Raw genomic sequence first — 20927 nt, forward strand, 5'->3', positions numbered from 1 at the left:
GCTTCACAGAATGCGGGCGAGGAATTCCCGCGTGCGCGGCTCGCGCGGATCGCGGAGCAGTTGCTCGGGCGCGCCACGCTCGACGATCGCGCCGCGATCCATGAAGACGATCTCGTCCGCGACATCCCGGGCGAAGCCCATCTCATGGGTGACAACGACCATGGTCATGCCGCTTTCCGCCAGCTCTCGCATCACCTCCAGCACCTCGCCGACCAACTCCGGGTCGAGGGCGGAGGTGGGCTCGTCGAAGAGCATCACGCGCGGCTCCATGGCGAGCGCGCGGGCGATGGCGACGCGCTGCTGCTGGCCGCCGGAGAGTTGACGCGGGTAGAAATCCTTCTTCGCCGCAAGACCCACGCGGTCCAGAAGCGCCAGGGCATGGGCCCGGGCCTGCACGGCGGGGACGCCCTTCACGACGGTAGGCGCGAGGGCCACGTTCTCCAGTGCGGTGAGGTGGCCGAAGAGGTTGAAGCGCTGGAAGACCATGCCGGTCTTCTGCCGGGCGCGGCACAGGTCTCGCTCCTCGGCCTCATGCAGGCGGTTGCCGACCCGCCGAGTGCCGACGAACTCGCCGTCGATGACGATGACGCCTCCGCTTGGACGGTCGAGATGGTTCATGCAGCGCAGCAGGGTTGACTTTCCGGCTCCAGAGGGACCGACGAGGCAGACGACTTGCCCGGGCTGCACATCAAGGTTGATGTCGTGCAGCACCTTCAGAGGGCCGTAGGACTTGTACAGCCCCTTGACGATGATCATGGGCGGCACAGCCGGGGACGAGGACACCGTGGCCTGCTGGGCCTGGATCAGCGCGGTACTCATGGGCCCGCCGTTCCCTCGACGGAGGCGAGCGCCCGTCTGGCGCGCCACTCCCTCAGGCGGGCACCCACTGATAGGCCCAGTTCGCGATCCCCGCGGGCGAAGCGGCGCTCGATGGCGCGCTGCACGAGAGACAGGACAGCGGTCAGGGCCATGTACCAGATGGAGGTGACGATCAGCAGCGGGATCGTCTCGAAGGTTCGGGTGTAGATCAGCTCGGAGGAGGCCAGCAGCTCGGTCACCGAGATCACGCTGGCGAGCGAGGTGTGCTTCATCATGCCGATCACCTGGTTCCCGGTGGGCGGCACGATCACGCGCATGGCCTGGGGCAGGATGATCCGGCGCATTGCCTGGCCGCGGCTCATGCCGACCGCGAGCGCGGCCTCGGTCTGGCCACGGTCAACGCTGAGAATGCCGCCCCGCACAATCTCCGCCATGAAGGCCCCCTCGCACAGGCCGAGGCCAAGATTGGCTGCGATGAGCGGGGTGATGGCGAGATTGGCGTCCATAGAGAGGAGCGTGGGACCGAAGGGAATGCTGATCGCGATCGTCGGATAGAGCGCGGCGAGGTTGTACCAGAAGAGGAGCTGGACCAGAGCCGGCACGCCGCGGAAAGCGGCGACGTAGAGCGTGGCGGCGCGGGAGAGGAGCGGGTTGGAGGAGAGGCCCATCAACGCCACGACCACCCCAATCGCCGTCCCGATCAGCATCGCCGTGACGGTGAGCTGGATGGTGAGCAGCACACCTTCCAGGATGTCCTTGTGGAACATGTAGCGGGCGACGACGGGCCACTGGAAGTTGGGGTTCCCCAGGACGGAGTGCGCAACAACCATCACGAGGATGGCAACCACGACCATGCCGACAACCCGCCATGGATGGCGGCGCGGAACGAGGGCGTCCAGCACGAGGCCCTCGGTCAGATCCCCCGGTTCGGCGTGCGCCGCCTGCCGCCCACTCATGACACGCCCCCCTCTCTGGCCGCTACTGCGCCGCCAGGCGCAGCTGCGGCGTGGACTGAGAGTCCGGCATGGACCACTTCTCGAAGATCGCCTTGTAGCGGCCGTCAGCTGCCAGCACCTGCAGCGCTGCCTCGATAGCCCGCCCCAGCTGCTCGCGCTGGCGGCTGAAGGAGATGCCGGAGTCCGAGGAGGCACCGGGGACCGGACCGCCCGGAGCCGTATCCAGCCGGCCGTCTGAGTGGTGGATGGCGACCAGGGCGGTGGCGAAGCCGACCCCGGCGGCATCGGCCCGGCCGGATTCCACGGCGAGGACCTGCGGGCCCTTGCCGTCAAAAACCAGGATCCGGATGGGCGGCTTGCCCGCAGCCTCGCACTCCTTGGACTTGTCGGTCCAGACGATCAGGGGCTGAGTGCCCTTCTCTACAGCGACGGAATGGCCACAGGCATCGGTGGTGGTGATGCCGCTCGGGTTACCCTTCCGCACGATCAGTCCGTTCGCGTAGATGCCGTAGCGCACGAACGAGACCTGCTGCAGGCGCACGGGCGTGATCGCCATGGCAGACATGCCCACATCAACGCGGCCGCTGGCGACCGAGGGAATGATCGAGGCAAAGCCCATGCGCTGGATGTCAGGGCGCAGTCCCAGCACCTCGGCGACGGCGTTGAACAGGTCCACGTCCAGGCCGAGCTTGTTGTTCTGCGCGTCGAGGTAGTTGTACGGCTCGAAGTCGAGCGGCATGCCGGCGATGAGAGTGCCGCGGGCGCGGACCTCAGGCGGCAGCAGGGCGCGGGCGGATTCAGCCGTGGCCGTGGCCGGGGCAGTCTGTGCTACGGCGGTGGCGACCGACATGGGCTGCGCGGCGAGGGCCGCCGCGAGGAGAGCAGGCAGCACGCGCCGCCGCGCCTGACGCCAGTTGATGTATGACATACTCATTTTCTCCTGAGATCATGCATCGGTGCTGGTGGGACGCTGGCGTGCTGCCCGCCGGTTCGCGGGCGCCCCCCCCGTTCAGGCCGCGTATTCGCCGCCGACGACAAGGGTGGTGTAGTTGGCTGAGGCTTTGCCGCGCGCAGCCATGACGAGCTTGGCCGGCTTCACGAAGTTCGCCGTGGACGCCTTGCCGCCGCGCGGCAGGGTGGCGGCGTTGCTGGCGCGGCGGGACGGCGTGGACTGCAGATAGGAGACGATCTCCTTGCAGAAGACCGGCAGGTCGCTAGGCAGGCGGGAGGTGATGACGTTGCCGTCCCGCACAACTGGCTCGTCCACATACTTACCACCGGCGGCGATCACGTCGTCCTTGATGATGGACACGCACGTCATGTTGCGGCCGCGGGCGATGCCGGCGGAGGCGAGCATCCAGCCGGCGTGGCAGATCGCCGCGACCAGACCACCTTGGGCCTGCACGTCCCGTACCAGGTTCACCATGGCGGGGGTGCGGCGCATGCCCTCGGGCGCGAAGCCGCCGGGGATGATGACGGCATCAAGATCCGCGGCCCGCACGTCGGCGGCAGCAATATCGGCACGGACGGGGTAGCCGAGCTTACTCGAGTAGATCTGGCCGACAGCGGGGCCGACGACGAGGACATTGGCGCCCGTCTCACGCAGGCGAAGCAGCGGGTACCAGAGCTCCAGCTCCTGGTACTGGCTCTCGGCGAGGACGGCGATCTGCGCATTGGCAAGGTTCATGAGACGCTCCGGATCCGGATGGGGGCGGGCCCGGCGCGGGCCGGCCCAGACGTTGTGGCGTCAGAAGGCGAGGAGCCGCTTCGGATTCTCGACCATGACCTGGTGCATCTCGGCCTTGCCGAAGCCCTTCTTCTCCAAGCGGGGAGCGAACTTCTCGAAGAGGTATCCCATTTCGACTATCTCGTTCAGCTGCTCGGGCTCGTTCTTCGACACCGGTCCGCGAGCATGGCTGAAGAAACGGTCATAGGAGAAGACCATGCGGTCGAGGTAACCGGCATCCGCCACGGCGCAGACGGCATTGGCGATATCCTCGTCCAGCTGATCGGCACTCTCGTTCTGCCAGGGAATGCCGATATGGTCGATCTGCAGGTTGGCGTCCCGCTTGCAGATGGCGAGGAGCTGGTCGACATTCGGGTGGACGAAGGCGTGGCCGATGATGACCTTGGTCGGGTCGCCACCATTCATCTCGATCTCGTCCAGCAGCTCGATGCCGGGATTCGTAAGGGCGTAGTCGCGCGGCTGGGTGTGGGTGTTGATGCAACAGCCAACCTGGCGCTGAGCGCGCGCTACGGCGGCGATGGCGTGGCGCTCGAACTTGCCGATGCGACGGCCGTCATCGCCCATCGGCGTCGGCTCGTTGGCACCGAGACCGCCGGTCGAGCACTTCAGCAGACCGGCCTTATAGGGCGTCTTGTAGCCATCATACATCATGCCTTCCGTCAGGTCCCGGACGAGCATCTCGGTCGTGTACTCGAGCGAGGTCCGGCGCCAATGGAAGGGGATGCCCATTCCGGCGCTCTCCGGAAAGAACCCGGTGACAGCGACAACATGCATGCCGCTGCGGCGTGATGTTTCCGCAAAGAGCTCGGGATGTCGCCCAATCTCGGCTGGCGTCATGTCGACGACGGTGCGGATGCCGTGCTCCATGCCGTCGTTGAGAGCGCGGGTGACGTCGGCGGCCGTCTCCTCGAAGGTCCACGCGTTGTGATGGTCGAACTCCGTGCCGGCATAGGCGTAGCGGAGGTGCTCATGGGTGAGTGTGACACCCGCCTCATCGGGAGAGATGTCGCCGAGCACTGTGCGGATGGCTGCCATGATTCGGGTCCTCGTCCGTTCGATGCGTCTTGGAGATCAGGCACGCGCCGTGGCGAGCGCGGAGGTCAGGGCCAGGAAGTAGCCGGGCAGGTCATCGGCGCTACGGGCAGTGACGAGGCGGCCATCGGTGACCACGGGCTCGGCGACGGCGTCCATCGCGGTCCTACCCGTCCCGGCAATGGAAAGTGCCTTCGCGGCGGTGGCGGATGCACCGATCACAAGGCCGGCGCGCTGAGCCTCGCTGACGAAGCCGAGCGTAAGGTCATTTTCGGCACCACCCGGAAGGATGACGGCGTCGTAGTCCGACACCCTGGCGTCGCTCATCGCAATGTCGGCGATGACGGGATAGCCTAGGTCGCCGCGGTACTCCTGATCAGCGGCTTCTGCGATGACTGTGACGCTGACGCCCTCCTCCCGGAAGCGGAGGAGCGGGTACCAGAAGCCCATTTCTTGATAGCCGTCACCGACCAGCACGGCGATCTTGTTCACTGGGACCTGCATTCCTTGTCCTTCCTAGGCCCGAGGCCGACCGCATCGACCGAGCGGTAAAGCTGTCTGACAGCCATACTGGACGGGCTAGTTGCGGACGACAAGCTGGAATCCGAATGGCCCGCTCGATTTTTACTGTTTGGCGGCAACCCTGGGCGTCCAGATCACCTGACGCTTGGCCGTGACGCTCGCGGGGCGGGCCAAGCCGGTGGTTCTCGCCTCCTACGACGGCGAACCTCAGGGGGAGCATGCCCGGCTCAACGAGCAGCAGGCCACCGGCTTTTGTCGCGTCGTCTGCCACAGCCCGATCTCGGACCAGTATCTCGGCCTTGCCGCTAAGGTGCTGCCGAACTTCGGCGCCCTCATCCTGGGGACCGACGCCCCGCAGCGGATCTCAGTGCGCTATCCTGACAGCCTCTTGAACGAGAATCAGCTCTCCGGCTTCGCCCACGCCCACGTCGTCCGAGCCTCCGGGCCGCGTTCCCGCGACCAAGCTCTGGACGCGGTGGTGGGCAGTGACGGTCACGCGACCACCCCCGCTCCGTACATTGACGCATCCATCCGGCCGGGACCGCGGTCTATCGAGCGCAGACGTGCTGACCGCGCTCACCGCTTCTGGTCGAGGCTGAGTTCCTTGAGGCTTTCGATGCCCCGTTCGGTGAATTCGAACGTCACGCGATCATCGGTGCCGTAAATCCAGAGGCGACCGTCCTCGGGCTCGAGTTACCTGGCGAGATCCTGCAGCCATTCCTCGTTCCCGCCGAGCATCAAGGCGACATGGGCGATGGTGAACACGCAGCTGGGCGCGGTCATGGTCAGGCTGCCTCGGCCGCAGCCGCATCCCCGCAGGCCTTGCGCCAGTTCCAGGGCAGCAGTTCGTCCAGCCTATGCCGTGTGTGCTCGTGGTCTGGTCAGCGCTGATGGCTGCCTTCGCCCGGGTCAGACCAGAACGCACGCGAGACGGCCGCGTCCATGGGCTGTGAGGATCATATCCCTTGGATACGGCCCTATAGGCTCTGGTTACTGGGACCCGGTTTAACGGTGCTTGCCTCCGGCCCCTTTTTGCCCTGGACCACCTGCATGGTCACAGCTTGGCCCTCCGAGAGCGGCGCCGTGCCGCTTCGCTCCAAGGCCGAGGCGTGCACGAACACATCCTTGCCGCCCTCATTCGGTGCGACGAAGCCGAAGCCCTTTTCGGCGCTGTACCATTTCACCGTGCCGCGGACTTCCTCCCCCTGCCCAGTCTGTGTCGATCCGAAGATCGGTGGAGCCGCCCGGGGCACTCGCGGTGGCGGCGAGGTCTCATCGATGTCTCCGACTTCGAGCACCTCTGTGACCTGCGGCCCTCGCTGACCCTGGCCCACCCGCACCCTCAACCGGGTGCCTGGGGCGACCGCATCCGCCCCAGCCTTTTGGAGGGCGCTGATGTGCAAGAAGGCATCACCTGAGCCACTATCGAGCGCGACGAAGCCGAAGCCCCTCTCAGCATCAAACCTTTTGACCACAGCACCGACCTCCGGGTCCGATGTAACGGAGGGCTGCCGTGAGAACGCCGAAATTCCGGACGGCGAATACGCGGGCACGGACCAGCCGCCGTCCTGTGGCATGTCGTCATCGGACCCGCGCTTGCGGGATTTGCGGTCGCGCCGCCAATCATGCTTGTCGGACATCTCTTGAACTCAAAAGGCAAAATTGGGGGGCAGGAAGCCGGATGCGCTTGTCCAGCGTCATGTTTCGCATCTGCTATTCTGGAGGAGAAGTGGCCGTCATCGCCAAGCGTCCAACGCCCGTCACGCGTGAACCGCGCGAAATTTGATCGCGGCGAAAGGCTCACATTGATCCAGCTCAAGGGAGCCGTCGCGCGCCAGTTCCAGCCCGGCCACGAGGGTACTGGCGAGGGCAGCCCGGAGGCGGATCGGCCGGTCGGGCAGGCGCGGTGGAATGGGTGGAAGGCAGCGCTCGAGGGGCAGGCCTGTTGGCTTCTGCTGGAGCAACGCGGTGATGTGCTCCAGGGCATCGGAGATGCGCCACAGGTCTGCCGGGCTGGGCCGATAGCTGGGCGGCGGTTCGGCACCCTGCCTTTCCCGGCCTTCCAGCAGGACGAGGGTGGCTTCCAGGAAGGCCAGATACAGCTCCGTCTGCGGCCGCGCCGGGGGTGGCGTGCTCCCTCCCCTGCCGAACACCGCCCTCCCGAGCTGCGGCCTTGAGGCCAGCCAGTCGGCGCCGGCCCGCATGCGCGCGAGCTCGTCGAGCTGGGCCAGCCTCCTGCGCGCCTCCGCTCCGGCCTCCTCGGCCGCTTCGGGGCTGGCAGGCGCCAGCAGCTGCGCCTTGAGCAGCAGGAGCTGGCTTGCCATCACCAGCCACTCCGCCCGGCGCTCGAGGCGGATCCTGCCCCCACTATTCTCGACGGCCGCGACCAGCTGGTCGGTCAGGGCCAGGATGGAGAGCGGAGCAAGGTCGACCCGCTGGCGGCGGACCATCTCCAGCAGAAAGTCGAGCGGCCCCTCGAAGCCCTCCACGCTCAGATGCGGGGTGGCGTCGCCCTCGGAGGCGCGGCCCTCCCTCCCCTCCCGGTCCGGGCTCTCACCCGGTGCCTCCAGGAGGTCGGCCTCAGCCACGCGCGACACGCCCGCGCAGGCTGCTGGGCTTTCGACCTTTGCCTTCCCGGCCCGCCCCGCCCTGGTCAGCCCCGGTACCACCCGCCGCGCCCGGCGCGTAGTCCGGCCGCAGGTCGAGGGAGAGGTCGGGCCAGGTGCGGCGCAGGCGCGCGACGGCCTGCCAGGGCGACCAATCGGCCGACCAGAACCCGACCCGCATCTGGCCCATCCTCTTCTTGCGGCCATCGAGGTCGCTCGGGAGGACCTGGACGTGGCGGAGCGGACGAGTCACGCTCCAGTGGCGGCGGAGCCAGTCCCGACTCGCCCCCTCCTCCGGCCCCAGGGCGAGGATCGAAGCTGGCACGGGCAGCAGCCGGTGCAGGTCGAAGGGACAGCTGCGGTCCGTGGCCATCCGGGCGAGGGCCGCTTGGTGGTTGGCGGCCGCGGCGTCGCGGAGGCGGCGGGCGAGGATCTTGGCACCCGAGAGGCTGATCGCCCGCACCCCGTCCTGCGGGCCAGCCATGGGCAGGAGGAACTCTTCCTCCATGGCGGCGAGATCCAGTGTCCAGGGGATCACGCCCGGACCGGCCGCGGCCGCCTGGAAGCGCGCGACCGCCTCACCGAGGCCGCCGACGGTCAGGACGTTGTACAGCCAATCCACCGGGACAGGGGTGGGCTGCCAGAGCGGGGTCGGCGCGTCCTCCCGATCCCCGGCAGCAATGGTCTCGCTCTTCTGACTTGGCATCCCTCGCTGACGTCCTTAGAGGCCGGCCATGTTCGCGAAACAACTCCGCCCCATGCAGGACGTTCCCGAGGCCAAGGAGATCCGGGTCAGCAAGGAGGGCTCTGGCCGGAACAGCTGGCGCTGGTCGATCTGGCGCGGGACGACGCTCGTCTCCCGCGCCGCCCAGGGCTTCTCAGGTGCCGAGGCCGCGTATGAGGAAGGCCGCCGCGTCCTGAACCGCTGACGCGTGCCATCGCGCGCACGACCGCAGCCCTCCCCCATCCTCCGCCCGCCCGCCCCGCGACTCACAGGTCGAGCAGCCGGGCCGGGCTGTCCCTCGTGATCTTGGCCCGGCGCCGGTAGCCCTGGGTGGTGGCGATGCTCTTCTGGCGCGTGTGGTGCATCACCTGCTCGTCGAGCGCGCCCTTGAGATAGGCCTCGGTGATGAACCCCGCCCTGAGCCCGTGCGGGGACAGGCGCTCCGTCTCATCCACGGTGAGTCGGGCCAGCTCCGCCCGACGCCGCAGGATCTTCCACATCCCCTGCGGGCTCAGCCGGTCCTCCAGCGCGCCCCCGGGGCTGAGCCGGCGAAACACCGCCCCCCACTCGATCCGCGTGCGCCGGAGCCACTCCTCCATCGCCCGCACCGGGCAGGAGAGCGGGTTCAGCCCGCGCGGGATCCCGATCGTGGCCCCCTCCCCTTCCTGATCCCGCTTGGAGCGCGGGATGAACAGGGTCATCCCCTCCCCCGTGAAGCGCAGGTGCTCGCGGTCGATCGCGACCAGCTCCGAGCGCCGCAGGGCGCCGGCAAAGCCCAGCAGCAGCAGCGCCCGGTCGCGGTACCCGGCCGTGTCCGTTCCGCAGGCTGCGAGCAGCCGCTTCACCTCGGCCGAGGTCAGGGCTGCGGCCGGACGCGCGGTCTTGCCGTGAGTCGCGAGGATGCCGCGCATCGTGGCAGCGATCGCGGGGTGCCGCGTCTCCCAGGGATGCCCGGCCCCGCGGTGCTGGTGCGCGATGGCGGCCAGCCGCCGGCGCAGCCCGCTGCGGCCGAGGGTCCCGGCGAGGCTGGCGAGGTGGCCGGCGACCACCACCGGCGAGGCCGGAAGAGAAGAAATGCCGCCCGCCTCGCACCACCGGCAAAAGGCGCGCCAGTCCGACTCATAGGCCCGCTTGGTGTTGTGCGAGAGCGCGCGCCCGGCATAGCCAGCCGCGCGCGCCACGGCCTCGCCGACGGGCCCGGCGAGCACGGCCAGGGCCTCGGGTGGAAGGACCTCCCCCACCAGGCGCCGAACGGCTGGGGGTAGAGGGGCAGGACGACCTGAGGGTCGGTCTGTCACATCACCCCTCGGTGCCCGAGGAGGCCGCGCGCTGGGCAACGCTCGGCGGCGACCGCTCGAGTTCGGCGGATCGGGACGGAAGTTCAAGCTCGACGCCGCCAAAGGGACCGAAAAGCCGTGCGGCGCGGGCGGGCAGGGTCATGTCCGCCTGAGCAGGGACGAGGCCGCTGTCCGGGCGAGAACCGACCGATGCCCCCTCCTCTGTCACCGGAGGACGCAAGCGCCTTGATTTTGCTGACTTCCCGCCATTCGAACCTGTCGACCTCATCCAGCCCCCTGCCCCTCTCGAGCCGTCCAGCCGACGCCCCCGCGTCCGCCTCCGCGGCCCGCCCCAAGGTGCCAGAGCAGGTGCTCCCATGGCAATCCGCCCCCTTCTCCCCCACGGGCACGATAATGCAGGATTATCGTGCCTAAGGGCTGCCGGGAGATGCCTGCTGGGCCTAGATTTGCTGATCTTCGGCGAGTGATAGCGGCTGGGCTGACGCTCTGAAGGCGCACCCCGTTCGGCTCTTCGCCTCCCCCAGCACCTTACGGCTCGTGAGGATCAGAGCCATTTCCCGCGCCAGCAACGCCGATCGACGAGAGCCACTCCTCCGCCAGCCCCTCCGAGGTGAACCGGACGACGATGAAGCCATCATCCATGCCAAAGTGGGTCGCCTCGGGGTAGGAGACGACCCGTCCCCTCGCGTCCAGATCGCCGTTCTCCGCGATTTCCTCTGCCTCTGAACTGCTGAGGATGTGGTAGGTGGGGCGAAGGGGAACAGTCCTCCTCCGCCAGTCTGAGGTTTGAGCACCCCGATGACATCGGGTGTGTCCCACTTGTCCTTCAGGATGTTGCCACCAACAGCCATCACCTCTGTCGCGTTCTCCAGTCGGTCCCGCAGCCAGCCGGCAAAGGGTTTATAGTAGGCCTGCTCAGGCTGAGCTCGAGCTCGAACTGCCGCATGGGTCGAGCTTCGACCGAGAGGTCCCAGCGAACTTGGAAAGGCGGCCACTGCTCCTGTGGCGGCCCCTTCAGCTTTTGCGCGCCTTCGCGGATCTGGGCGCGCTCGGACACCTCATCTGCCGTCACCTCGCCAAAGGCCACCATCCAAAGCGGTGCTGGTCCCACTCCTCGCGGAATGCCCGCTGCCGCAGGGTGGCCATCTCTTCCTCAGTCACGCGCGCTCCCTACCCTGCCCCCAGTCGGCAAGCGGAATGAGCATGCCCGCCAGCACAGGATCCGGATGTCGGCTCATGTCGGCAAAGAACGGCCCGTCGGCGACGACGACGCCCCGGGCACCCGTCGCGACTGTGAAGGCCACATAGAGGGTGTCGTAGGTCGAGTGGTTGACTGCCAAGCCGATGTCGAGGGCGACGTCGTGCAGTTCTAGGTCGCCGGTCGCAGTCGGCGGCACCAGGGCGCGGAGCAGTGCCAACCCTTCTCTCGCCTCGTCTGCCGACCACTTACCCTTACGGACCTGGAGCCAGCAGACGTTGCAAGCCTCATACAACAGGAAGTCCGGCACCAGGAGCTCCTCCTCGCCCTCGGCCAGTGCCTGGGCAAGATGGCTGTCAGGCTCGTCCAGCACCCACTTCAGCGCGACCGAGGCGTCGACGACCAGCGTCACCGGGCGCCCTGCTTGCCGAGGAGGTCCCCTGCCCTGCCCGCCCGAGATTCCTCAAGGAGCTCGGCGACAGTGGCGGAGCCGCGGCCAGCAGTCCGGTGGCGGAACTCGGCCAGGCGCTCGGCGGCGGCTGTGCGGGGGGAGCTCTGGCGATCGCCGGTCAAGGTCTGCCTGAGGATCTCCCTGTGCTCGGCCTCGGCGGACCGGCCATGCTCGGCCGCCCGGATGCGCAGTGCTCGGACCACGTCATCGCCGAGGTTGCGGACGGTGAGAGTAGCCATGGCGTCCCCCTGCTGCGCATGTCGTCAATGCATGCATATAGAGGGCTGGGCGGCAGATGGAAGGTGGCGTCGAGTCGCGATGCGTGGCCCACCGTCACTGGCGTGCACTTTGGAAGCACTCCCGTGCACTTTGGAAAAGTGGCCTCAAAAGGCGGGCTGAGAAATCAGACGCTTAGGAGGGTTATCCCGTGCACTCTGGGAGCGCACTACAAGTAGAAGAATCAAATATCTTACCTAGTAGCTGATGCTTCCAAAGTGCACGGCGACAGATGGACCGGAACAGGTATGTTCGGACGCATGGGAACGGTGCACGACATCCTGGAAGCAAAGGGGCGGCAAGCAACCCTGCAACTCGACTTCGACCGTCGCGTGGTCGAGGCCGCAGCCACCTACATGGCCGATGAGGACGGCAGCATCGGCTTCCTTTATAGCGGATGGTGTCAAGCCGCCCTCCCTCATCGAAGGCTCCTGGATAGTAAGGGCTGGCAGGTTGTTGCTGACCGATACTGCCTCATTGTTGAGCCCGGCATGCGTCGTGGTCCCGGAGGAGAGCCAGTCCACGTTGGTGTGCCCTATGGAAGCAGAGCCCGCCTGATCCTCATTTATCTGCAATCGGAGGCCCTGCGTACGGGCAGCCGTGACGTAGTGCTCGGAACGAGCCTGCGCGACTGGATGGGGAGGATGGGCATTCCGGTGGGCGGCAAAAATCTGTCGATCGTACGAGACCAGACCGAACGTATCAGCCGTTGCCGCCTCACGTTCGAAGTCCGGCAAGGCAACAGAGTGGGACTGGCGAACCAGAACATCATGGATAGCGCCATCTTCTTGGAGCCTGCCGAGGATGAGGTGCACGGCACACTGTTTGCCCAGACTGCACGGCTATCCGAGGCCTTTTTTGAGGGCCTTAAGAGGCATCCAGTCCCCATTCAGGAGTCGGCTATTAGAGCCATCTCTAACAACAGCATGGCAATCGACATCTATGTCTGGCTCGCCTACCGGCTACATAGCCTGTCCAAGCCTACGCCGCTGTCCTGGCGCGCCCTGAAGACCCAGTTCGGCACCGGCTTCGCGCAGATGAACAACTTCAAGACCAAGTTCGTGCCAAACCTAAAGCTGGCTCTGGCAGTCTATCCAGAAGCTCGTGTGGACGAGGACATCGAAGGGCGTGGCCTCGTGCTGCACCCGTCCCGACCGCCAGTGGCCGAGAAGCTCATCGGCGACCGATGAGTCGGTAAGGACTGCTTCCAAAGATCACGGCTGCCCACCCCTTCCTGGCAGGCGGCGGAAATCTTGTGCTGCCAGAGATCACGACCCCAAGGAGCCGTCACGGCGGACGGTGTGATCTTTAGAAGCAGATACAATCCTTGGTCTCTCCCTCCCTGATTGCGTTGCATGGACGAGCCTTGAAGACGCAGGAACGCAGGCACCGGGCCCGCAGTCATGCGAGCCGGAGATACTCCGGCCGTCCGAGCTCAAGCATGCGGTTCAGCGCGGCGACGGTCCGTGCGCGAGCGCAATCCGCCGCCAATGACCCGCTTGAAGCGCGCATCATCCGCCTCGACCAGGGTGCGCCAGTTTGTAGCCGGGGCGTTATGCCAGCAGTGCGTCCGCGATCGGCAATCGTCCCGAGGTGATGGTCGAGCTGCGTTAGTGCCGTCTCGGCCGTCGCACTCGGCACTGGACCGGGTTCGCACGATCAGGGCAGCATCGGGGTGCCCCTTGCGGCGACCTCGCCGCAGACACCGTCCTGTTTACAGGCGTCATCGGAATCGCTCGACGTCAATGACGACGCGATGATCCGTCCAGTGTCAGCGTCGACACCAATGTGCGGCTTCCACCACAACGGGCGCGTCCTGCTTCCGTGCTTTTCAATCAGTTACTCGCCAGGCCCGCACAGCCTCAGCCCCGTGCTGTCCACCAGCGGGTCCACGGGGCGAGATTGTGGCGCCTCCACTGCCTCCGCCTGGCGACATGAGTGCGACAGACCGGCGTAGCCAGATCGAGACCGAGCAGATCTAAAGTGGAGCCGATCAGGCCCTCGGTCTGGCGGACCGACAGACGGAATAGGGCGACTGCCGCGCGTGGTCCGCAGCTTAGCCTACCATGCCGCGATCGCCGCGTCCGTGAACCAGACCGTTAGACTGCCACGCCCACGCAGGGCGGTGTCGTACTTACTCCAGTTCGTTGCCCGGAACCGCTGCTTCGGAACGCGATGGCCACGGTGGGCATTCGCCTTGAATGACAAGCTCGGCACCTTCCGAGGATGGCAGGGCATCGTTCCCTCATTAGCCGACCCCGGGCGGATCGCCAGGCCGACCGACGCAACACACTACGGCCCCCGATTTCAACCCATGGCTTCGGATTGACCTTCTATGAACAAAGGTCCGGGGCCAAGTTCACTCTCAATTTCAGCTATCTCTTCGCGGATCCGCGCCATCTGCCGGACAAGGATGTCACGGCGTTTCAGAAGGTTCTCCCTCCGCTTTGAAGCCGATGCATCCACAGGCTTTATCTCAGCCAGGAAGCGCATTATTTCGGAGCGCGCTGCCTGGGGGCGAACCAATCCGCGATTTCGTGCCAACGAAATGTGCTGCTCGGGAACCAGGGTTAGGTAATAGGCCGCGCTGTAGCTCCGTGGGAGCTCAGTCTCACTGAAGCGTCCCGATTCGACAGCTTCTGCGACCTCTCGAAGCTGATATGCCACAGCTCGGCCGAATGGAAGCTGAGGCAAGATCTTGGCCTCGAACTCACCGCGGTTAGCCTGGATAGCATGCCGTAAGTAGCGGCCGATTGACAAGAAGCGTCGCTGCGCCTCGTCCCAAAGCTTCCCGATCTCGCGAACATAGTCCTCGGGCCGGTTCAAGGGGAGTATGGTAGCAGCAAAATCCTCGACACGGGAAGTTGTGGACACGATAGGCGCGGCAGCCGCCCGGGCCTTGATGTCCTTTGCCGAGAAAGTCTTCAAGGGCGGTTTAGACATCGACAGGCACCTTCATTCCAAGAGCATGCATTGCAAAAGTAAAGACGCCCCGGATGTCAGATAGGCCATTAGCGCCTTTCATCTCGGCCACCCCGAGGCCGATTTCATCGCTGACCCGGATGCTCTCGTATAGTCGGATGTCAAAGGGACAGAGGTCACCAGCTTCGATAAGGCGCTGCTTGGCCCGATCAAAGCTCCCTGCCGTTCGGACAGTGAGGTTAAGGACGAAGGCAGACGGCCGCTGCTCACGGCGAATGAAAGCCATCCATTCAACAACGGACCTCAGGTCACCGGCTCCTTGCCCTGTGGGCACAAGGACAAAGTCAGCCAGCAGGAGGAGCTGACGCATCTCTGCTGGCGACGCATCGACACCAGGCGGAGTATCTATAACAACGAGGTCGAGATCCCCTAGGGTCTCGGCTTGGCGCATGGCCTCTCTAAGGTTCGACAAAGGAATGGCCACGTTCGGAATAGCGGCCGCTTCAGCCGGGCGGACCGCATACCAATTTGTTAGGCCACGCTGTGGATCTAAGTCGATGGTTGCCACACGTAGGCCAGCATGTGCCGCGAAGACGGCCAAGTTCCGGGTGAGACATGTCTTGCCGCTGCCGCCCTTACCGGACGAACAAACCAGGATCTTGGGGTGAGTCGGCTGAATGGTAGCGGGTACCGAATCCTTCATCGTGCCCCTGGCGGGTTTTCTGCTCCCTGCTGCCTTTGCCATGCTCGTCCCCACGTAATACGGCCGTTTACCATTGACCGACTATGATAGCCGCCTCGGGCCGAGGCAACCCGTCGTCAGCAACGTGGTCTCACACCACAAAACATGCTCGACATCTTACGGCGTAAGATGTGTGGACGAGGGAGGAGAAGCACGAGAAGAGGTGTGGTGGGGCTGGCCTCCTCCACTTTCCGCAACTCTCTTTCCCTACAATAAGCCTCAAGCCGCATCCAAGCCGTTGCAGATGCGGATCTGGCGACGGAAAGCACGATCTGTCACCTTTGAACCCTTTGCGGGAGGCGTCTGTAACAGCTGATCCAACTTAATCAGTCACAACTAGAGCATAGATCTCTTCATCAAGACGGCCGAAGTTGTCGACCGGATGCTCCGGCTGACTGAATGAGAACTGGGTGAGGCTAGCCTGAGACGTAGCGATCATGAACCAGCAGGACAGGCCGCCATCAGATGCGACCCTCCAGCAGAGCCCAGAACCCGGACTTACGGCCATGCTCACGCCTGAGGCGCGTCAGGAACCCGTCATGGTTCTCGAGGCCGGGCTCCTCCGGCAGCAGTGGCGCGAGGCTGGTGCAGGCCCGACGTCGCGCACCGCATACTGGTACTGCCGCGAGGAGGCCCGCCGCAGCACGTCCTCGGCCAAGGTCCGGTGCAGCAGCGTTGCAGCGGCCGGATATCGCTCGGCCAGCGCCTCGGCCGCAGGGCGGAGCCGGCCGTAGTCGCGCCCGTCCATCTCGCCATGATGCGCCCGCACCAGCCGGTTCGCCGCTTCGAGGTTCGGCCAGCTGATCAGGAAACTGAGCGCCAGGTTGCGGTCGGGATGTGCCAGCGCGTGCGCCACCGCCCGCTCCTCCGCTTCCACGTCGTCGAAATCCGGCAGGCCGCGCAGATAGGGGCGCAGGTGCTGCGGCGTCAGCCAGCGCTGGTACGCGGTCCAGCGCAGTGCCTGTGCCTCCTCGCGCCGCCCGAGCGCGTCCAGCACCGCGATGCGCAGGTCCGTGTGCCGGACCTCCTCGCTCACGTGCCGGTCGGGCGCCCGGTCCAGCCAGGCGAGCGCCTCGCTCGGACGCCCATGAGCGATCAGGCGCTCGGCGATGTCGCCGGCGAGGTTCTCCGCCCGACCGCCTGCTTTGGTGGCGGCGATATAGGCGTCAACGTCCCCCTCGAGGTCAGCCAGGCAACGCATGCGGAAGGTGATCTGACCCCGCCCATGCCAGCTGTCGAACGCGCCGGGCTTGCGGGAACGCGGCAGCGCGGCGAGACGCGCCTCCAGCAGCCGGCGCAGTTCCGCCCGGTCCTCGGGGCCGAGCGCCGGGCCGGCCGCTTCCAGCAGCCGGTCGGTCTCGCCGTAGCCATCGGCATCCCAGAGCACCAGCACCTCGCCGGCCAGCGCCACCGGATCGCGGTGCGGCAGCAGGGCCCAGAGCCGCCCGAGTTCGGCGCCGGCCTGCCGGAACACCTCGCCCAGCGTGCCGCTGCCGTCGTCGCTGCGCCCGAACACGTTATCTGCGAGGCCGAGCAGCAGCCGCATCTGCGCCACGGCCGCGCGCGGATCCGTCGCGGCCAACGGTCCGGCGATCGTCTCGCGCAGGCTGTCGAGCTCACGGGCGAGGGGGCGCACCTTGTCCCACTCGACGAACCCCCGCGAGCGCCCAATGGTGCGCAGCCGCCTCTCCACCTCGGTGGCAAGCCGGCCACCGCCATCGGTCCCGGCGAGTGCCAGGCGCAGCGTGCGGGCCAGCGCGGCATCACCTTTGGCCTGCGCCATCAGCAGCTCGGCCAGCCGTCGCGCGCCCAACTGCTCCAGCGCCTCGATGCTGAGGGTGCGGGACCGGGATGTGGTCCTCTTCGGCTTCGAGCGGGCGGGGGAGGGCGCCGCGGGTTCCTCATCGGCCACCGGTGGTGGGGTAAGGCGTGAGCGGGAGACCCGGGCACGTGGCGGCATGTTCAGCTCTTCACGGCTGTGGAGGCGACAAATAAGGTGCCGCGGGGCGCCAACCACTCCCGGAGCTTCGACCAGCGCCGGCGCGCACCCCCGTTGCGGACGGCAATGACCAGGGCCCTGCGCTGCCCGACGAGCACGACCAGCTTCTTGCCCCGGGTCACGCCGGTGTAGAGCAGGTTGCGCGCCAGCATGGCGTAGTGCTGTGTCGTGAGGGGAATCACCACGGCCGGATACTCCGATCCCTGCGCCTTATGGATAGTGGTGGCGTAGGCCAGCACCAGCTCATCGAGCTCGCCAAAGCCGTAGGTGACCTCCCGGCCGTCGAAGCTGACCGTGAGCTCACCCTCATCCATGTCCATGCCCGTGATCACGCCAAGGTCGCCGTTGAACACTTCCCGGTCGTAGCTGTTGGCCACCTGCATGACCTTGTCGCCGGGGCCGAAGGTCCAGCCGAAGCGCTCGACCCGGAGCTCGCCGGGTGGGTTGAGCGCCTGCTGCAGCTCGATATTCAGGGCCCGTGCGCCAAGGCCGCCCCGGTTCATCGGGCAGAGCACCTGGACGTCGCGGACCGGATCGAGCCCGAAGCGGGCCGGGATGCGCTCGCGCACCATGGCCAGCAACTTGCGGACACCGTCCTCGGGCTCCTCGGCCTCGACGAAGAAGAAGTCGCTGCCCGCGGCGGCCTTGAGCTCGGGCAGCTGGCCGCGGTTGATGCGATGCGCATTCACCACAACCTGGCTCTCGGCCGCTTGGCGGAACACCTCGGTCAGGCGCACCACCGGGACGGCGCCCGAGCCGATGATGTCGGCCAGCACCTGCCCAGGCCCGACACTCGGTAGCTGGTCCACGTCGCCCACCAAGAGCAATGCCGCCTCGTCCGGCAGCGCCCGGAGCAAGGCCCGCATCAGCGGCACATCCACCGTCGAGGTCTCGTCCACCACCAGCAGCTCGCAGCTGAGAGGGTTCGTCTCGTCGCGCTTGAACCCGCCTGTCTTGGGATCGCTCTCCAGCAGGCGGTGAATGGTCCGGGCCTCAAGCCCAGTGCTCTCGGTCAGGCGCTTGGCCGCGCGGCCCGTGGGTGCGCAGAGGGCCACCTCTATCCCCTTGGCCCGGATCACCTTCAGGACCGAGTTGACCAGCGTGGTCTTGCCCACGCCAGGGCCGCCGGTAACCACCAGCACCTTGGAGGCGAGGGCAAGCCGCAGCGCCTGTCGCTGGCTCCCGGCCAGGGAGAGGCCGGTGCGTCCCTCCACCCAGGGGATCGCCTTGTCCGCATCGATCGCCGGCCAGGGTTGCCGGCCGGCAGCGAGGCGCCCCAGCCGCTCGGCTATGCCTTGCTCGGCGCGGTAGAGGCCGGCCAGGAACACGCAGCGCTCCTCCTCCAACGTGTCGGCCACGACCTCACCTGCCTCAAGCTCGAGGGTGAGGGCAGTCTCGATCAGCTCAGGGGGGACCTCCAGAAGCTTGCCCGCGAGCGCAGTCAGATCGCCGACGGGCAAGCCGCAATGGCCCTCGCCGGTGGCCTCGGCGAGGGCGAAGGAGATGCCGGCGCGGACCCGGATCATCGCCGTGGGCACGATCCCGAGCTTGCCGGCCACGATGTCGGCCGTCCGGAACCCGATGCCGCGGATGTCACGCGCGAGCCGGTAGGGGTTCTCGGTGATGACCTCGACCGCGTTCGCGCCATAGGTCTTGTAGATCCGCACCGCCCGCGAGGTGCCGACCTCATTGGCATGCAGAAACAGCATAATCTCGCGGATCACCTTCTGCTCGGCCCAGCCGGCGACGATGCGGGCTGCCCGTTTGGGCCCGATGCCGGTGACCTCGCGCAACCGGTCGGGCTCGGCCTCGATCAAGTCGAAGACGGCCGCTCCGAAGGCCCGGACCAACTTCCTCGCGTAGACCGGGCCGATGCCGCGGATCATCCCGGAGCCAAGATACTTCCCGATGCCCTCGACCGTGGTGGGCTGGGTTGCCTTCAAAAATCCTGCCCGGAATTGCAAGCCATGGGCGCGGTCGTTGACCCAGCTGCCCGAGAGCTGGACCCACTCGCCGGCCGCGATGGAGGCGGCGTGCCCGACCACCGTCACGAGATCCCGGTGCCCGCGCGCCTTCACCCGCAGCACGCAGAAGCCGTTCTCGGAATTGTGGTAGGTGACGCGCTCGACCAGGCCGGCCAGCGCCTCGGTAGGCGGGCCGCGATCGGTGGCAGGCGGGGACGGGGCAGTGGCGCTGGGCACCACCGGAAGATGGTTCGGTTCTGCTGCCGATTGGAGAGTCTAACGGCAAGCACTGCTTCGCGCGTGCATTGAGCTTGATGGGGTGGACGCCCCCCGACGGCATCGACGTGCCAAAGTGGAGGTGTTGAGCAACCACCAAAGGAGGCGTCCGTGGGACAGGCTAGCACGATCGGGCTCGACATTGCGAAGCAGGTATTCCAGGCCCATGGCGCTGATGCGGGCGGGCGGGTGGTGCTTCGCAAGCGCCTGGCGCGGGCCAAAGTACTCGAGTTCTTCGCGGGGCAGGCGCCGTGTGTTGTGGCGCTGGAGGCTTGTGGCGGAGCACACCATTGGGCACGGGAGATCGGCAAGCTGGGCCATACGGTGCGGCTGATCCCGCCCGCCTATGTGAAGCCGTTCATCAAGCGGCAAAAGAGCGATGTGGCGGATGCTGAGGCGATCTGTGAGGCGGTGCAGCGGCCGAGCATGCGCTTTGTGCCGGTGAAGACTGAAGCACAGCAGGCGAACGCGCTTGTATTCCGGACCCGTGACCTGCTGGTGCGACAACGTACGCAGTGCATCAACGCTTTGCGTGGGCACCTGACCGAGTACGGCCATGTTGTCCCAAAGGGGACCGATCACGTTGATCGGCTGACTGCCCTGGTTGAGGATCCTGCGTCAGCTCTCCCGGAGGCCGCGCAGATCATCTTGCAGGTGCTGATCAAGACGCTCGAGGCACTCGGAAAGCAGATTGACGACCTTGATGCTGAGATCAACCGGCGTGCGAAGGCCGACCCCGTGGCGCGCCGGCTCATGACGATCCCCGGCATTGGTCCGATCGCGGCGACTGCGATCACCGCCCTCGTGCCCGCGCCGGAGGGCTTTCGCGCCGGGCGAGACTTCGCCGCCTGGCTCGGCTTGACGCCGCTGCAGAAGTCGACCGGTGGCAAACAGAAGCTTGGGGCCATCTCGAAGATGGGCGAGCGAACCATTCGGCGGCTGCTCATTCTGGGCGCCAGCTCGGTTGTGCGCTGGGCCGTCCATCGTGGAGCAGCGGCAGGCTCGTGGCTGGCGCAGATGCTCGCGCGCAAGCCGCGCATGCTGGTCACCACCGCCCTGGCCAATAAGATGGCCCGCATTGTCTGGGCTCTACTGGTCAAGGGCGGCACGTACAAGGCTCCGGCCGTGGCGGCGTAAGCCCGTCGTGGCCACCGAGGCGTAGGGCGAGCGCAAGGAGAGCATGGCGCAACAGTCGGCGAGACGGGATCGGGAAAACCAGTGTGCAACACCGTACCTTGAGTACGCGACCTTGATCTGGACCCGATCCGCGAACTCCCATGCAGGCCGGCGGTCCGTGACCGCGTAAGAGGCCGGACAGATGGCAGCATCCGACTACGCGTCACCGCAATTCTGAAGTTTTCCCTTGCCCTGAAGGGGGCGTCCACAGATGTTGCA

At 66.5% G+C, this 20927-nt stretch carries 21 protein-coding genes and 1 pseudogene; 4 read left to right on the forward strand and 18 right to left on the reverse strand.

The features are described from left to right. Window positions 1-3: 3 nt before the first annotated feature. The 6 genes from ACO1BU_RS25925 to ACO1BU_RS25950 all read right to left on the reverse strand — a co-directional run bounded on the left by ACO1BU_RS25925 (window position 4) and on the right by ACO1BU_RS25950 (window position 5058). A complete protein-coding gene (locus tag ACO1BU_RS25925; RefSeq protein ID WP_481133240.1) occupies window positions 4-819 on the reverse strand; it encodes an amino acid ABC transporter ATP-binding protein in 816 nt (271 codons plus the stop codon). Beyond that, window positions 816-1775 (reverse strand): amino acid ABC transporter permease, encoded by a 960-nt coding sequence (locus ACO1BU_RS25930; RefSeq protein WP_424138865.1) that lies wholly within the window; start codon window positions 1773-1775, stop codon window positions 816-818. The genes ACO1BU_RS25925 and ACO1BU_RS25930 overlap by 4 nt, the downstream gene beginning before the upstream one ends. Before the next feature lie 22 nt (window positions 1776-1797). Beyond that, on the reverse strand, window positions 1798-2703 hold the full coding sequence (locus ACO1BU_RS25935) for an ABC transporter substrate-binding protein (RefSeq protein WP_424138866.1): 906 nt from the start codon (window positions 2701-2703) through the stop codon (window positions 1798-1800). Between the two features lie 81 nt (window positions 2704-2784). Then, the gene (locus tag ACO1BU_RS25940) at window positions 2785-3462 is read right to left on the reverse strand and encodes a type 1 glutamine amidotransferase domain-containing protein (protein WP_424138867.1); all 678 of its coding nucleotides are present in this window, start codon (window positions 3460-3462) and stop codon (window positions 2785-2787) included. Between the two features lie 60 nt (window positions 3463-3522). Next, window positions 3523-4557: a phosphotriesterase family protein gene (locus ACO1BU_RS25945; RefSeq protein ID WP_424138868.1), complete on the reverse strand. Its 1035-nt coding sequence runs from the start codon at window positions 4555-4557 to the stop codon at window positions 3523-3525. A 36-nt stretch (window positions 4558-4593) separates the two neighbouring features. Beyond that, window positions 4594-5058, reverse strand: coding sequence for a DJ-1/PfpI family protein (locus ACO1BU_RS25950; protein WP_424138869.1), 465 nt, complete (start codon window positions 5056-5058; stop codon window positions 4594-4596). Window positions 5059-5221: 163 nt separating this feature from the next. Here ACO1BU_RS25950 and ACO1BU_RS25955 point away from each other — a divergent pair, with 163 nt between their 5' ends. Then, a complete protein-coding gene (locus ACO1BU_RS25955) occupies window positions 5222-5740 on the forward strand; it encodes a hypothetical protein (protein ID WP_424138870.1) in 519 nt (172 codons plus the stop codon). A 313-nt stretch (window positions 5741-6053) separates the two neighbouring features. Here the strand turns inward: ACO1BU_RS25955 and ACO1BU_RS37770 are convergent, their stop codons facing one another. The 3 genes from ACO1BU_RS37770 to ACO1BU_RS25975 form a co-directional block, all read right to left on the reverse strand. Continuing rightward, a complete protein-coding gene (locus ACO1BU_RS37770; RefSeq protein ID WP_481133241.1) occupies window positions 6054-6653 on the reverse strand; it encodes a cold-shock protein in 600 nt (199 codons plus the stop codon). Window positions 6654-6836: 183 nt separating this feature from the next. Continuing rightward, window positions 6837-7673 (reverse strand): segregation and condensation protein A, encoded by an 837-nt coding sequence (locus ACO1BU_RS25970; RefSeq protein ID WP_424138871.1) that lies wholly within the window; start codon window positions 7671-7673, stop codon window positions 6837-6839. Further along, window positions 7657-8388 carry a hypothetical protein gene (locus ACO1BU_RS25975; protein WP_424138872.1) on the reverse strand — a complete coding sequence of 244 codons (732 nt, stop codon included), beginning with the start codon at window positions 8386-8388 and terminating at the stop codon, window positions 7657-7659. Before ACO1BU_RS25975 ends, ACO1BU_RS25970 begins: the two co-directional genes overlap by 17 nt. A gap of 28 nt (window positions 8389-8416) precedes the next feature. On the opposite strand from ACO1BU_RS25975, the gene ACO1BU_RS25980 reads away from it, so the two are divergent. Continuing rightward, window positions 8417-8611 (forward strand): hypothetical protein, encoded by a 195-nt coding sequence (locus ACO1BU_RS25980; protein WP_424138873.1) that lies wholly within the window; start codon window positions 8417-8419, stop codon window positions 8609-8611. Between the two features lie 61 nt (window positions 8612-8672). Here the strand turns inward: ACO1BU_RS25980 and ACO1BU_RS25985 are convergent, their stop codons facing one another. The 4 genes from ACO1BU_RS25985 to ACO1BU_RS26000 all read right to left on the reverse strand — a co-directional run bounded on the left by ACO1BU_RS25985 (window position 8673) and on the right by ACO1BU_RS26000 (window position 11592). Further along, window positions 8673-9647, reverse strand: a complete 975-nt coding sequence (locus tag ACO1BU_RS25985) for a tyrosine-type recombinase/integrase (protein ID WP_424138874.1) — start codon at window positions 9645-9647, stop codon at window positions 8673-8675. Window positions 9648-9705: 58 nt separating this feature from the next. After that, a complete protein-coding gene (locus tag ACO1BU_RS25990; RefSeq protein ID WP_424138875.1) occupies window positions 9706-9846 on the reverse strand; it encodes a hypothetical protein in 141 nt (46 codons plus the stop codon). A gap of 1015 nt (window positions 9847-10861) precedes the next feature. Then, on the reverse strand, window positions 10862-11314 hold the full coding sequence (locus ACO1BU_RS25995) for a type II toxin-antitoxin system VapC family toxin (protein ID WP_424138876.1): 453 nt from the start codon (window positions 11312-11314) through the stop codon (window positions 10862-10864). Next, window positions 11311-11592: a FitA-like ribbon-helix-helix domain-containing protein gene (locus ACO1BU_RS26000; protein ID WP_424138877.1), complete on the reverse strand. Its 282-nt coding sequence runs from the start codon at window positions 11590-11592 to the stop codon at window positions 11311-11313. The genes ACO1BU_RS25995 and ACO1BU_RS26000 overlap by 4 nt, the downstream gene beginning before the upstream one ends. A 285-nt stretch (window positions 11593-11877) precedes the next feature. Between ACO1BU_RS26000 and ACO1BU_RS26005 the strand changes: the two genes are divergently transcribed. Further along, entirely contained in the window at window positions 11878-12819 is a 942-nt protein-coding gene (locus ACO1BU_RS26005; protein ID WP_424138878.1) for a replication protein RepA, read from the forward strand. An 863-nt stretch (window positions 12820-13682) separates the two neighbouring features. Here the strand turns inward: ACO1BU_RS26005 and ACO1BU_RS26010 are convergent. The 5 genes and pseudogenes from ACO1BU_RS26010 to recD2 all read right to left on the reverse strand — a co-directional run. After that, a pseudogene (locus tag ACO1BU_RS26010) lies at window positions 13683-13837 on the reverse strand (IS5/IS1182 family transposase); the annotation flags it as partial. Window positions 13838-13936: 99 nt separating this feature from the next. After that, entirely contained in the window at window positions 13937-14557 is a 621-nt protein-coding gene (locus ACO1BU_RS26015; protein WP_424138879.1) for a hypothetical protein, read from the reverse strand. A gap of 7 nt (window positions 14558-14564) precedes the next feature. Beyond that, window positions 14565-15296: a ParA family protein gene (locus ACO1BU_RS26020; RefSeq protein ID WP_424138880.1), complete on the reverse strand. Its 732-nt coding sequence runs from the start codon at window positions 15294-15296 to the stop codon at window positions 14565-14567. Between the two features lie 523 nt (window positions 15297-15819). Continuing rightward, a complete protein-coding gene (locus tag ACO1BU_RS26025; protein ID WP_424138881.1) occupies window positions 15820-17253 on the reverse strand; it encodes a DUF6880 family protein in 1434 nt (477 codons plus the stop codon). A gap of 2 nt (window positions 17254-17255) precedes the next feature. Then, the gene (recD2, locus tag ACO1BU_RS26030) at window positions 17256-19493 is read right to left on the reverse strand and encodes an SF1B family DNA helicase RecD2 (RefSeq protein WP_424138882.1); all 2238 of its coding nucleotides are present in this window, start codon (window positions 19491-19493) and stop codon (window positions 17256-17258) included. Window positions 19494-19643: 150 nt separating this feature from the next. Between recD2 and ACO1BU_RS26035 the strand changes: the two genes are divergently transcribed. Then, window positions 19644-20669, forward strand: coding sequence for an IS110 family RNA-guided transposase (locus tag ACO1BU_RS26035; RefSeq protein ID WP_424138883.1), 1026 nt, complete (start codon window positions 19644-19646; stop codon window positions 20667-20669). The last annotated feature ends 258 nt before the right edge of the window (window positions 20670-20927 follow it).

This window comes from Roseomonas chloroacetimidivorans (assembly GCF_049629625.1).
Taxonomy (GTDB): domain Bacteria; phylum Pseudomonadota; class Alphaproteobacteria; order Acetobacterales; family Acetobacteraceae; genus Roseomonas; species Roseomonas chloroacetimidivorans.

Excerpts from the sequence above, each read along its gene's own strand:
- ACO1BU_RS25925 (WP_481133240.1), bottom strand. The coding sequence starts at position 819 with ATGAGTACCGCGCTGATCCAGGCCCAGCAGGCCACGGTGTCCTCGTCC.
- ACO1BU_RS25930 (WP_424138865.1), bottom strand. The coding sequence starts at position 1,775 with ATGAGTGGGCGGCAGGCGGCGCACGCCGAACCGGGGGATCTGACCGAG.
- ACO1BU_RS25935 (WP_424138866.1), bottom strand. The coding sequence starts at position 2,703 with ATGTCATACATCAACTGGCGTCAGGCGCGGCGGCGCGTGCTGCCTGCT.
- ACO1BU_RS25940 (WP_424138867.1), bottom strand. The coding sequence starts at position 3,462 with ATGAACCTTGCCAATGCGCAGATCGCCGTCCTCGCCGAGAGCCAGTAC.
- ACO1BU_RS25945 (WP_424138868.1), bottom strand. The coding sequence starts at position 4,557 with ATGGCAGCCATCCGCACAGTGCTCGGCGACATCTCTCCCGATGAGGCG.
- ACO1BU_RS25950 (WP_424138869.1), bottom strand. The coding sequence starts at position 5,058 with ATGCAGGTCCCAGTGAACAAGATCGCCGTGCTGGTCGGTGACGGCTAT.
- ACO1BU_RS37770 (WP_481133241.1), bottom strand. The coding sequence starts at position 6,653 with ATGCCACAGGACGGCGGCTGGTCCGTGCCCGCGTATTCGCCGTCCGGA.
- ACO1BU_RS25975 (WP_424138872.1), bottom strand. The coding sequence starts at position 8,388 with ATGCCAAGTCAGAAGAGCGAGACCATTGCTGCCGGGGATCGGGAGGAC.
- ACO1BU_RS25980 (WP_424138873.1), top strand. The coding sequence starts at position 8,417 with ATGTTCGCGAAACAACTCCGCCCCATGCAGGACGTTCCCGAGGCCAAG.
- ACO1BU_RS25990 (WP_424138875.1), bottom strand. The coding sequence starts at position 9,846 with ATGACCCTGCCCGCCCGCGCCGCACGGCTTTTCGGTCCCTTTGGCGGC.
- ACO1BU_RS26000 (WP_424138877.1), bottom strand. The coding sequence starts at position 11,592 with ATGGCTACTCTCACCGTCCGCAACCTCGGCGATGACGTGGTCCGAGCA.
- ACO1BU_RS26005 (WP_424138878.1), top strand. The coding sequence starts at position 11,878 with ATGTTCGGACGCATGGGAACGGTGCACGACATCCTGGAAGCAAAGGGG.
- ACO1BU_RS26020 (WP_424138880.1), bottom strand. The coding sequence starts at position 15,296 with ATGGCAAAGGCAGCAGGGAGCAGAAAACCCGCCAGGGGCACGATGAAG.
- ACO1BU_RS26025 (WP_424138881.1), bottom strand. The coding sequence starts at position 17,253 with ATGCCGCCACGTGCCCGGGTCTCCCGCTCACGCCTTACCCCACCACCG.